The organism is Spiroplasma endosymbiont of Glossina fuscipes fuscipes (genome assembly GCF_049669535.1).
Classification (GTDB): domain Bacteria; phylum Bacillota_I; class Bacilli_A; order Mycoplasmatales; family Mycoplasmataceae; genus Spiroplasma.
Map to the genome: position 1 here is coordinate 140235 of NZ_CP187162.1, position 12734 is coordinate 152968.

The following is a 12734-nucleotide window of genomic DNA, read 5'->3' on the forward strand; positions in this document are numbered from 1 at the left end:
TTAATTTTTGCGTGATTAATTTTTTGATTGTTAAAAGTTATTTATTATTATAAAGTTATTCCAGGTTTAATGTTTAATGATAATAATATCTTATATATGTGCATTTTTTGACACTGGAACTGTTGATCGTTTGCACTTACCAATTTACAAAGCTTGAGTTAAACTCAGATTAGTTATTCCGGGTGTTTATGAAACAATTTCTAGTGGTTCAACAATTCGTGCCGATAATTGAACGGATGTTGTACCATTAGAGTTATGTAAATGATTAAATTTAATTTATGGAATCTTATTATTGTGTCCGCAAAATAATAAAGTAACTAGAAGGTTGTATTCATATTATGCGCCGTGGGGAGTGTGATTACCAATCTTGGCATTAGTTTTTCCACCAGATGCTTATGCTTTTGGGAATTATTATTATTGAGCGCATTATGGGAATCACGCTTTAATTATTGTTGTTTGTTGGTGAATGCATCTTTATGGAACACCAAGTTATGATAAAAAACAAATTTTAGGAAGTTTAATAATGTTTTTAATATATGCTCTAACTGCGTTCCTATTTTCAGCAGTTTTAAATGAGAATTTTCAATATATGGGTAAAGGTGGTTGAAGTTTTGGTGGCACTAATGTTCGTGATTGACTGGGTGGTTATCCATCTCAAATTATTCCGTTATTTACTTTAGAGGTATTGGGAACAATTAGCGGTCATTTAATGCTAAATGCTTGTGGACAGTGGTATCAAGTTAACTTTAATAACCATACAGCACAATTAATTCGAACAAAGAACAATAAAATGGGGTTTTTAAAAGATGAATGAACATATCGTAATTTACTAAATAATTAATTATACCAAAAATACCGTTCAAAAAAAAATAAAAAAATAATGTTTTTTTTATTTTTTTATATTATAATATTTGCAGTGTAATTTAAGCTGGATGGAAAGGGGAATACAATGACACAAATTCAAAGCAAAAGACGACCAAAATTTTTTGCTTCCAAAAAGTGATATGCGACAGCCTTAGTTTTAATTTTATTAGCAACACTGCAAGAGATTATTATGGAGTCAACAGATTTAGTTGATAATTTTTTTGCAAGTTCAATTAAAAGTAACGTGCATGGTTTTCAACATTTAGCTGATGAGATTAAAGCTATTTTTGGAGCGGATGATGTTTATAATGTAAAAGAAGTTTGAGAACAATGAGGCTTAGGAAACTATGTTGGGTTTCATTATACGGCAGGCCAATTAGCAATGAATGGAGTTGCTGGTTCAAATCAACTTTATTTTATTATGTTTGCTATTTTAAGTGGAACTTGTTATGGATTTGGTGTTTTTAATGCACAATATTTTGGAGCGCAAAAATACAAGGAACTACAAGAAGTTACCTTATTAAAAATTTATGTTTGTTTAATTATTTGTTTTGTTGTGTTAATTTTATCGCAACTTTGTGGTTATCAGTTAATTAGTTTTACGACAACACCTAAATATGCTCCACCACCAGATGTTTTTAAACAATTACAACCAGGTGATAAAGATTTAGCAATTCAATGGTTTAAGTACTTTGAATATCAAGCAGCAACAATTTCAACGCAAGAAGGAGCAGAGTATTTTAAAATTATTGCTTTATCATATCCACTATTAGCAATTAATATTGCTTTTATTACAACACTTCGAGAAACGGGACGCGCTGGTTTAGCGGTTTGAATTTCAGTTATTGCTTTAAGTACAAATTGTTTTATGAATCCTTTTTTAATTGAGCCACATTTTCTTGGCGACTTTAAAGGAATTGGTGTTCAGGGCGCAGCAATTGCGACCTCTGCTTCACGAATATTACAGCTTGTTTTTATTATTCTTTTGTTTTGATATAAACGCTATGAATTTATTCCGCGTAATTGATATCGCTTTGATGGCTATGTTACCCGCCGTGCTTTTCAAAAAGCATGGCCAATTGTATTAAATGAAATCTTTTGATCAGTTGGAATGGTTTTACAAGTTAAACTACGAGCATATTATAGTTTAGATGCTTTAACAGCAAATGCAATTTTTTCAACAATAATTGCTGCTTTGTACACACCATTATATCATGGGTTCTCGGCTGGAACTTCGGTACTGGTTGGAAGCCGGTTGGGAGCTAATAATTTAGAAGAAGCAGAATATAATGGAAAACATTTAGTGATTTTAGCCTTCTTTGTTGGAATTATTTCAGGTTTAATTTTAGTTGCGGGGGGTTGATTTTTATCAGAATTATTATTTAGAAATAATACTCCAGAAACATTTAGAATCGCCCATTGAATGCTCTTTGCTTATGGACTTTGATATCCTTGCTTGATGATTGCTGCAACAAGTTACGCGATTATTAGAACCGGTGGGGCAGTTATGAATGCATTTATCTTAGATGCTTTATTTACATGATTATTCCCTGTTCCATTATTAGCAATTTTAATTTTTACATCAAATTTAGATATTGTTTATATTGTTTTAATTATGCAAACAGTAGATAGTTTAAAAGCAATTTGAGCAATCGTAATTTTAAGTCGCAAAAAATGAGTTAAAAATCTAACGGCAGCAAAACATATTACTGAATTTGATAATAAAGTAAAAGAATTAAAAGAAAATGCAAAAGAAATTTAAAAATTTTGCATTTTTTTATTTTTTGTGTATAATATTATTTTTAATTTTGGCAGGTAAAAATAGGGAATATATGATATAATTATTTTGTAATAAAAATGGGTAGAAAAACGGCTAGGCAAAATTTAATAAAACAAATTAAATTTTTTTGAATGGGGTAAATTGAAACAATGGAAAAAATTAAAGTATCATTTTTAGAAAAAAAAGTAATTTTAAAAGAATTCTTATATCAAGATGTTGCTGTCAAAGCGGGGGATGATATCGCCTTGATTGAAAGCGACAATGGTGAAGCTATTATTAAAGCCCCAATGGATGGAGTCATTGTTAAACCAATTAAAGCCGGCAGCAAAATTAAGAGAAATGCTGTTATTGCCCATTTATTAACAACAGAAGCTGAAATTGAAAAATATTATTTTAAACATCTTGAAAGTGATGAATTTAGTCATTTAGATAAAAAGGGTGTTACATTTACAACAACAAAAAATGGTGAATTTGGAACAAAATGAAAAGAAATAGAAGAGGATGATTATTCTGGTGCTGATTTTATTAAACCAAATACTTTAAATCCCGCTTTTACACCACCATTATTAGGTCAACAACAAGGACAAAGTAGCGGTAGACCAATGCAACCTATGGCCAATGAAATGAATATTACTTCTAAAGCAGAGTTAATTAATGAACAACCTTTTCTAAATGAAAGTTTAAAACAAGGCTTTGAACAAAATAATTTAAGTCAATCATTATCAGAAGAAATGGAATTTAATCAGCCAGGACAAAATATTAATAATTCTAATTTAATTGCGAATAATTTTGCACAATCACAAAATAATATGGGTCAACAAGGGCAAGATTTTGGTTCTAATGCAACTGTTCAAACAACACCAGCAAGTGAACAAGAAACAGTTTTAGAAACTAAACCAACTGAAATCAAAAGATGAGATGAAACAGAGCTAACATTTGGCCCTAAAAAAACTCGTCGACTTTCTTTTAAAGATTTAAAAATTGATGATGATCATATTATTAATAACCGTGCGAAAATTCCTTCAATTGATACAATTAAACAACCGAGTAATCAAAATGTGAAGAGTGGAGGAGATAATACGATGGTTAATATGCCTAATATAAATGATGTTATGAAAGAAAATAACTTTGATTCATCAGTTAGCAGTTTTGGTGTCAATACACGATCAACTGGGCAAAATATTATTGCTAATGCTGTTCCAATTGGGCAAAAAAAATTAGAAGAAGAAAATCAAGCAAAAGAATATGCTAAGTATTTAGTAAATGAAACAAAACAGCAAGATGAAATGCCAGCTAATGCAGCAGTTCTTTTTGGGGGTCAAGCGGAGAATAGTAGTTTTCGTAATCTTGTGAATCAACGTCGTCAACAGTTACATAATAAAAATGATTTTCATGAATTGTCATTAGAAAGTGATAATTCAAAAAATTCAATGGATTTTTTAGATGAAGATGGGCGACCAAAAATTTTACGTAATATTGTGCAAGGAAGGATGAATGATTTAATTAAAAGGAATGCAACCCCAGAAATGTTAAGTAGTCATAATGGAAGTAGCGCTTATGGTTATGACCAACCGGATTATCGTGCTAAGGATGAAGACTTATCTGATGAAGTTTATATTTCAGCTGATGGCTATACGATTGATCCTAAGGACTCGGAAAAGGCAACTCCGAAAAAACCAGGTTATTTTTCACCATTAAAATCTTATCGTGATCGTTTGTATGAAAAATTAAATGATGGGGGACAACGTGAAAAAATTTTAAAAACAAGAAACCAACGCGAATTAATTAAAAAAAGAATGGAACAAATTGCAAAAGGGAATGTTGAAGTTGATTCAGTATTAGGGGAAATTAATAATTATCGTCGTCCTTCTTTTGAAGAAATTGAATCACAATACGAAATGTTGGATAATGAATATTATGGTAATGAGAATCAGCCAGATCAATCATCAACAAATTATCAACAAGGTTCTGCTATTCAAAATAAAAATCAACCACCATATGGACAGGTAAACTTTGATGGAAAACAGGGAACAGTTACTGTACCGCCAATCACAAATAACTATCAGTGTCCACCAGTTCAACAATCAACAAGTGATAATAACATGCTTGTTGAGTTAGCTGTTTTAAAAGAAAAACTATCAAATCAAGAACAAAATAATCGTCAAAATGAATTGCTACGTGAAATCCAAGGTTTACGAGAAGCAAATAATAATATGAACCAAAACAATAATACTAACAACTTGGATAAAATGATGCAATATATGTTAGTACAACAAATGTTAAAAATAATGAACGAACCAGATCCAATGGTAAAAGAAATGCTGAAAGAATTTAATTTAAATAATAAACAAATTCTTAACCAAGGAATTGAAAATACTTCTAATGGTAATAACTTACAAGTTAAAAAGTTTAATAACCAAACAAGTTCAATTCCCAATACTTATGGAAATTTAGTTCAACCATTAAACAATAATTTAAATATTGTTAATACGAATAGTAATATTGAACCACAAGGATTAGAAACAAGAGAAGAAATTAAAGCAACAAGATATCCAGCTATTCAATCAATGATTATGTCACAAACGCATGTACCACCATTAACAATTAATGCTGAAATTGATATGTCTTTAATTATTGATCAACAACGAAAATTGAAAAACGTTAATACGGAGTCTGGGGTTCGTTTTTCAACAATGAGTTTTCTTGTTAAAGCTGTTTCATTAGCATTAAGTGAGTATCCAAAATTAAATTCATATTATGATTCAAAAACAAATCAAATTGTTATTAAAAATTCACAACATATTGGTTTAGCAACAGAAACTAGTGAAGGTTTAGTTATTCCAGTTATTAAGTTTGCAGAACGAATGAGTTTAAAACAAATTGCAATTAATATTCAAGAAACAATTGAACGTTTACGTCAAGGTGAATTGTATGATTATGAATTACAAGGAAGTACGATTACAATTGCAAACTATGGGACTGTCGGTGCTGTTAATGCGACACCAACGATTTTTTATCCAAACTCAGCGGTAATTGGAATTGGTCGAATTGTTCGTAAGCCAGTTGTTATTAAAGGTGATAAGTTAGTAATTCGTTCAATGATGAACATTGCTTTAACAGTTGATCAACGAATTATTGATGCAGCTGAAGCGGGAATTTTCTTAACACGTTTAAAAGAAATTTTGGAATCACCAGAATTAATTACTTTATCATAAAAAAATCTTATTAATAAATATTAATAAGATTTTTTAATTCTTTAAAATTTTATAACTATATATTATTCCTTTAATAATTAAATTATCTAATTCAATTAAAACACTGTTGTTACGTTCGATGATTATAGTAAAAATTAAGTCACCACGATAAATTAGTCTAGATACAATATTGATTTCATATTTGTCTAAAAGTTCTCGCACGAATACTTCGTTCAGTGGGCGTAATAAAATTCCAATTTTAATTTGTTCATTTATTTTTTCTAATTGGGCGGAAGTTAAAATAATACGGGTGATGGTTGCATACCCATTCTTAATTCAGTCTTCGGGTAAATTATAAATGGGATTATAATACCGATGAACTAAGACAATAATATTTGTTAAATTTTTGTTAATAATGTTTTCCAAAATAGTTTTTCCAGCGATATGTCGCGCTTCACCATTATCAGTTTTATAAATATTTTCACGTCTACTGCCAATGACATATGCATATGCGTTATGGTTTGCCTTTTTATTTTTATACTTTTTTAAGAAGTTAATAACATCTGTCTCTGTTTGAACGTAACTAGCGAAACAAAGGAATTTAACATTGTGAATTATTAGTTCTTTAGTTAAAATTTTGTTCTTTTTAATTATATACATGTAGTTATTCTTCTTCCATTCGCACTCCTTTGGGTACTGTATATATGTACCTAATACATTATAATATGGAATGGCAACACTTTTTAGGACACTTTTTATGTAGACTTCTGATTTTTAAATTCAACTGGAGTTAAGTAATTCAAACTACCATGAATTCGAATATTGTTGTATCAATTAATGAAATTAAATAGTTCCAACTTTAATTGTTCTAAATTTTTAAATTTTCGACCATTAATAAATTCAGTTTTAAAAGCTTTATAGGTTGTTTCAGCTACTGCGTTATCGTAAGGGCAACCTTTTGCACTTAATGATCTTTTAATATTAAATGTTAATAAAATTTCTTCAATAATTTTATTTTTAAATTCATTACCACGGTCTGTATGAAACAACCTAATTTGATTTAGTGGTCGTGTTATTTTATAAAATGCCTGCTGAACTAGTTCAGCAGTTTTATTTGTTCCAGCGCTATAGCCAATTACTTCACGGTTAAATAAATCAATTAGTAAGCAAATATAATGTCATTTTGAACCAACTTGAACATAGGTTAAATCGCTCACAATAACTTCATTTTGTCTTTTATTACTAAACTCACGATTTAGAATATTACTAATTTGATCATTATTTACAGGAGATTTATGATTGCGATATTTTAATTTAGTATATTTTGATACTAAATTATTTATTGCCATAATTCTTCTAATTTTTTGTCGAGATAAAATAATGTTCTTTCTTGCTAAAATAATTTTAATTTTTCTAGCACCATAAACTTTATAGCTTTCTTTAAATGCACTGATAACTTCATTTTCATAAATATTAATTTCAGTTTTAGTGATCTTATTAATTTGATAATAATACTTTGATTTTGCTATCTTTAATATTTGACACATTTTCCTCACTGAATATTTGTCTTTATTGTTAGTAATTAATATTACTTTTTGCCGATTATCAGTGCTGCTTGCTTTAAAATATCATTTTCCATTCGTAATTGTTTGTTTTCTTTTCGCAACTGAATAAGTTCATTTTCTTCAACAAAGCGATTGTCTTTAGCTTTAAAAGAACCAGAATTCTCAAATTTTTTTACTCATTGATAAAGAACTGCCTTTGAAATTTTATATTCGTTAACAATTTCAATATTACTTTTACCATTTTTATATAACATTACGATTTGTTTCTTGAATTCATCGGTGTACTGGTTTTTTGCCATTTTTATATTCCTGCTTTCCTAATAATTTTAGCTTATTTTTTTACAGTCTACATAAATATGGTCCAAGTTATTGTAACCTATCCATAATATATTTAAATTATTATAAAACATTTATAAAAAAGTATTAGACAAAATAAAACATGCACTTAAGAAATTTAAACTCTAAATAAAGTTATATTTTAATTAAAATCATTTTGGATAATTAAAAATATAAAGTTATTATCGAATAAAATATTTACCATAAATTTTCACATCAAACAGATAAAAGAGCAATACTGTTCTAAAACATTATTGTTTTTTTATTAAAGTAGAGTTATAAAAAAACTAGGTAAAGGTTTTGATATAACTTTATCTAATCTATCAAAAATGTATAATAAAAATTTAATATCGGAAAGAAGGAAAAATTATGGGAACATTATTAAGTCTTTTGGGTTCAATTGGAATTATTAGTAGCGGTGTTGGTACTGTGGCAAGTGCTACAGCAGTAGAAGACATGATTGTCGATCAATGATTATCTACAGTTCCAAAATATGTTGATCTTGACGTGTGATTAGAATTGACAGCAGCTAAAACAAATTTTGTCGCTTGACTAGAAAATCAAATTGCAGCTGAAAATGCTTTGGTGATTGATTAGCAGCAGATAGTTTAGCGGTTGCAGAAACAGCAACACTTGAAAATGGTATTCTTGTGGGTTCATTGGGAACAGCGGCTGAAACGTTGGGTATTTCATTAGCAATTGGAGCCGTTATTTATGGTGGTTATTATGCTTATCACCATTGAGATAATATCAAATATTTTACTAGTGAATCGGTAAAAACTGTTGGACATTATATTTCATCTGCGACAAATTATTTAAAAAGTTGATGGGATTTTTAATTAATTATATTAAAAAATAAAATTAACCATCCTGATATTTTTAAAACTATTGAAAACATTAATAAAACCTTTCTTATCCAAATAAAATACTTTCTCTTAAAAGGAAAGTACAAGATAGGGTAAGAAAGGTTTTTATGAATAAAGATAAGATATTAGTAAACTAATTATATAAGAGAGTTTTTTATTTTTTATTTTTTCCAAAATTAAAACGTAAGTCTAGAAATTTTTGCTTGATAGTTATTATAAAATTATTACAAAATAAAAACACTTAGGAAATTTTCTATTTACATTTTCTTGTTTTAAGTTATAATAAATAAGGTTATTTGTTTAATCACACGTGGCGGTTGTGGCGAAGAGGTTAACGCTCCGGATTGTGGCTCCGGCACTCGTGGGTTCAAGTCCCATCAGCCGCCCCATTTTTTAACTACAGGTGAGTAGTTTTTTTTTTTTTTTTGGTAAATTTGTTAAATGACCAAGGCTTTTTTTCACGCTAGTTACTGCTTTTTTTATTTACTTAATAAATATAACTGTTATAATTAGTGTGTTGACGTATTTAAAATAATTTTTATTTTAAATTAATTAATATCAAAAAACAAAATTTTATATTATGGCAACTTATAATTTTACAGACATCTTTTTATTGTGTTATTTTTAATTGTTTTTTGTTGTAATTTTTATTAATGGATTAATAGGGAGGCAGCATAATGGACACGTTACAAGTTGGAGATAGCGTTTTAGTACATGCTTACAAACATAATGGTTCGGTTTATCGTAGTTGAGGATCAGCTGTTGTTTTATTATTAGAAGAAGAATATATTGTCCTAGTAAATGAAGATGTGACCGTGACTGAATTAAACGGAAGAAAATGAAAAACAAATGAGCCAGCAATTTGGATTTTTAATCGCAAAAATTGAAGTAATATCATTTGTATGTTCAAAGAAACCGGGATTAATTATTATTGCAATATTGCATCACCATTTATTATGGATCAAAAGACAATTAAATATATTGATTATGATTTAGATATTAAAGTTTTTACTGATGGAAGTTATAAAATTTTAGATTTAAAAGAATTTAATCGAAATCGAATTGCCTGAAAATATACACGTGATATTATTAATGTGATTTGAACAGAAATTGATAATTTAAAATATCTAATTAAAAATAAAAAATTTATTTTTGAGCATGAACGAGCATTGGAATTGTGAAAACAGTATTTAGAATTAAAACCAAAAATTAGAAAATAAATCCGTTATGGATTTTTTTAATTACAACAAATAATTTGGGGATAGGAAGACAAAGTCAACTAGGGAAGAGATTATTTTTTATTAAAATAATTCTTATTGTTTGTATTGTTTCTTTAAATATAATGGATATAATAAGACTTGTATTTAGAGAGGAGATTTCTGATGGGACAGTATAATTTTGAAAAAAATTTTTTATGAGGGAGTGCCTTTTCAGGACCACAAACAGAAAGTGCTTTTTTTGAAGACGGTAAATCCGCTTCAAATTGAGATCATTGATTTAAAATTGAAAAATATCGTTTTTTCAATCAGCAATTGTGTTTAAATGATTTTTACCATCGTTATTCAGAAGATATTAAAATTGCGAAAGAATTAAATTTTAATTCATTACGAACATCAATTCAATGAACTAGATTAATTCCAGATGGTAAAACAATTAACCCAAAAGGGGTTGAGTTTTATAATAATGTTATCAATGAGATGTTAAAAAATAACATTAAACCAATTATTAACTTATTTCATTTTGATATGCCACATTGAGCACAAGAAAAAGGTGGATGGTTATCACGCGAAGTAGTTGATGCTTTTGTTTTTTATACTAGAACTTGCTTTGAACTATTTGGTGATCGTGTTAAAATGTTTACAACTTTCAACGAACCAATTGTTGTTATTGAAGGTGGATATTGATATGATTGACATCGACCAAATGAAGTTAATATGCAAGCAGGGATGCAAGCACAATGGAATAGTTTAATTGCTCACTTAAAAGCAGTTAAAGAATATCGTAATTTAAAATTGCCAGGACAAATTGGAGCGATTTTAAGTATTTCACCATCGATTCCTCGCAGTCAAAACAAAGCAGATTTGCAAGCAGCAAAATGATATGATTTATTCACAACTAATAGCTTTTTAGACCCGATGGTTAAAAACATTTATCCCCAAGAGTTAAAAGAAGTGGCGGAAAAATATCATTTTATGTGAAACATTACAGCCGGAGATGAAGACTTAATTAAGGACCAAAATTTGAAACTTGATTTTTTGGGAATTAATTTTTATCAGCCAATGCGAGTAAAATGTGTTGATTTTATTCCAGATTTTGCCAATGGAGCAATTACACCACATTACTTTTATCAACCATATGAAATGCCGGGACGTCGGATGAATCCTTACCGTGGGTGAGAGATTTTCCCAAAAGCAATTTATTTGGCCTTAATGAATTTAAAAGAAAATTATGGTAATATTCCTGTCTATATTTCTGAAAATGGTATGGGAGTTGAAAATGAAGAACGGTTTTTAGACAATGGAGTTATTAATGACCAATATCGAATTGATTTTGTCAAAGAACATTTGGCATGAGTTCATAAGGCAATTAGCAAAGGATCAAATTGTTTTGGTTATCATTCTTGAGCTTATATTGATAACTGATCATGAATGAATGCTTATAAAAATCGTTATGGTTTTGTTCAATTAGATTTAAAAAATAATGCAAAACGAGTTTTAAAAAAATCAGCAATCTTTATTGCAAAAGTGGCTAAGATAGGTACTTTTGAATATGATAGCGAATTAATTTAAAGGTTTTATGATGAAGATTACAAACCAAGAGCATTTGGATGCGTTACGAAAAGAATATGATGATAATCATGCCAAGTTTAATCAACAAGTTTATTTTTCTCGTTATAGTGAGTCATCACGGATTTTAAAGTTAATTCGTGTTGTAAAAGTAAAGAAACCATTGGATGAAACTTTTCAGACATTACTAACAATGTTAGCGAAAGATATGAACGGAAATTTAACTTATTATGATTTAGAAGATGACGCATTTTATCGTGCCGGAACAAAGGATAAAAAACGAGAAATGCATTTAGCTGCTTTTCATGAAAATAAAGAAGTTACTTTAAAATGATTTACCCCAGAAGCTTGGATTAGCAAAAATTTTCGTTTTGTTAGTAAAAATAAAGGTAAAACAACAAAAATTATTTATTTAGAAATTGTTAAAAGTTTAAAAGCAAAAACTGGATACTTAGAACAAATTATGCGAAATAATTATATTAAAGCAGAGGTTATTCGTTTTGATATGCAAATGTATGAGTTAAAGAAAAACCTAGCAGTATTATCACCAAAACAAGTAGAGAATTATCAAATTAAAATGAGTAGTTGAAAAGAACGTTTGGGAAGTATTCGCTTATTTTCAAAGTAAATTAAAAAAAGATATACTAATTGACAATGTCAAATATATCTTTTTTTAATTTATTTAATAAAAAAAAGAAACAATAATAATAATTAACACTGCTAAACTATAAACTGCACCAGAAATAAAAAGAATATGGTTTTTATAATATAAATACCGATGAAAGTGTTTTTCAATAACACGAATTATCATTCAAATGATAAAAAAGACAGCAGCAGGAATAAATGCAAAATAAATATAAAAAGATGGTGTCATATCTCTTTTTGCCTCTCTATCTTATTATTATATCAAAAAATAGAATAATTTTCTTAATTTTATAGAAAGTTTAAAAAATATTGCTTTATTATTATTTCCTAGTATATAATAAAAAAGAAGGTAACTTCAATAGAAAGGTAGCGTTGTTATGAAAATAATTTTACTAGTATGTTCAGCTGGAATGAGTACTTCAATTTTAGTTAAAAAAATGAAGGAAGCGGCTGAAAATATGGATATTGATGTTGAAATAGAAGCAAAAGCAATGGCTGAAGCACAATCGGTTTTAGAAGATTGAGATGTTATTTTACTTGGTCCACAAGTAAAATATATTGAAAATAATATTAAAAGTATGACAAAAAAACCTGTTTCAGTTATTGATCCTAAGATTTATGCTTTAGGAAAAGGGGAAGAGGCCTTAGAATTAGCTTTAAAATTATAATTGCTTAATTTTAGATTATCATTAAGAAAG

12 protein-coding genes and 1 tRNA gene are annotated in these 12734 nt (G+C 28.4%); 10 read left to right on the top strand and 3 right to left on the bottom strand.

The annotated features are described in order from the left end of the window. The first annotated feature begins 130 nt into the window (after nt 1-130). From ACOBWH_RS00865 to ACOBWH_RS00875, 3 genes are all read left to right on the top strand, one after another. Nucleotides 131-841, top strand: coding sequence for a hypothetical protein (locus ACOBWH_RS00865; protein WP_424526667.1), 711 nt, complete (start codon nt 131-133; stop codon nt 839-841). A 108-nt stretch (nt 842-949) separates the two neighbouring features. Further along, the gene (locus ACOBWH_RS00870) at nt 950-2626 is read left to right on the top strand and encodes an MATE family efflux transporter (RefSeq protein ID WP_424526668.1); all 1677 of its coding nucleotides are present in this window, start codon (nt 950-952) and stop codon (nt 2624-2626) included. 167 nt (nt 2627-2793) lie between these two features. Then, nucleotides 2794-5859, top strand: coding sequence for a 2-oxo acid dehydrogenase subunit E2 (locus ACOBWH_RS00875; protein ID WP_424526669.1), 3066 nt, complete (start codon nt 2794-2796; stop codon nt 5857-5859). Nucleotides 5860-5892: 33 nt separating this feature from the next. Here the strand turns inward: ACOBWH_RS00875 and ACOBWH_RS00880 are convergent, their stop codons facing one another. Both ACOBWH_RS00880 and ACOBWH_RS00885 read right to left on the bottom strand, forming a co-directional pair. Further along, a complete protein-coding gene (locus tag ACOBWH_RS00880; protein ID WP_424526670.1) occupies nt 5893-6498 on the bottom strand; it encodes a YigZ family protein in 606 nt (201 codons plus the stop codon). A gap of 95 nt (nt 6499-6593) precedes the next feature. After that, a protein-coding gene (locus ACOBWH_RS00885) for an IS3 family transposase (RefSeq protein WP_424526671.1) occupies nt 6594-7702 on the bottom strand; the annotation gives its coding sequence in 2 pieces (ribosomal slippage) (nt 6594-7462 and nt 7462-7702; 1110 coding nt in all). A gap of 406 nt (nt 7703-8108) precedes the next feature. Here ACOBWH_RS00885 and ACOBWH_RS00890 point away from each other — a divergent pair. The 6 genes from ACOBWH_RS00890 (at nt 8109) to ACOBWH_RS00915 (ending at nt 12019) form a co-directional block, all read left to right on the top strand. Then, a complete protein-coding gene (locus ACOBWH_RS00890; RefSeq protein WP_424526672.1) occupies nt 8109-8336 on the top strand; it encodes a hypothetical protein in 228 nt (75 codons plus the stop codon). After that, a complete protein-coding gene (locus tag ACOBWH_RS00895) occupies nt 8288-8578 on the top strand; it encodes a hypothetical protein (RefSeq protein ID WP_424526673.1) in 291 nt (96 codons plus the stop codon). Before ACOBWH_RS00890 ends, ACOBWH_RS00895 begins: the two co-directional genes overlap by 49 nt. A 340-nt stretch (nt 8579-8918) precedes the next feature. Further along, a tRNA-His gene (locus ACOBWH_RS00900) sits at nt 8919-8994 on the top strand. A 288-nt stretch (nt 8995-9282) separates the two neighbouring features. After that, a complete protein-coding gene (locus ACOBWH_RS00905; RefSeq protein WP_424526674.1) occupies nt 9283-9825 on the top strand; it encodes a DUF402 domain-containing protein in 543 nt (180 codons plus the stop codon). Nucleotides 9826-9987: 162 nt separating this feature from the next. Next, the gene (locus tag ACOBWH_RS00910; protein ID WP_424526675.1) at nt 9988-11394 is read left to right on the top strand and encodes a glycoside hydrolase family 1 protein; all 1407 of its coding nucleotides are present in this window, start codon (nt 9988-9990) and stop codon (nt 11392-11394) included. A 7-nt stretch (nt 11395-11401) separates the two neighbouring features. After that, nucleotides 11402-12019, top strand: coding sequence for a hypothetical protein (locus ACOBWH_RS00915; protein WP_424526676.1), 618 nt, complete (start codon nt 11402-11404; stop codon nt 12017-12019). A gap of 54 nt (nt 12020-12073) precedes the next feature. Here the strand turns inward: ACOBWH_RS00915 and ACOBWH_RS00920 are convergent, their stop codons facing one another. Beyond that, the gene (locus ACOBWH_RS00920) at nt 12074-12265 is read right to left on the bottom strand and encodes a hypothetical protein (RefSeq protein ID WP_424526677.1); all 192 of its coding nucleotides are present in this window, start codon (nt 12263-12265) and stop codon (nt 12074-12076) included. Between the two features lie 148 nt (nt 12266-12413). On the opposite strand from ACOBWH_RS00920, the gene ACOBWH_RS00925 reads away from it, so the two are divergent. After that, nucleotides 12414-12704 (top strand): PTS sugar transporter subunit IIB, encoded by a 291-nt coding sequence (locus ACOBWH_RS00925; RefSeq protein ID WP_424526678.1) that lies wholly within the window; start codon nt 12414-12416, stop codon nt 12702-12704. The last annotated feature ends 30 nt before the right edge of the window (nt 12705-12734 follow it).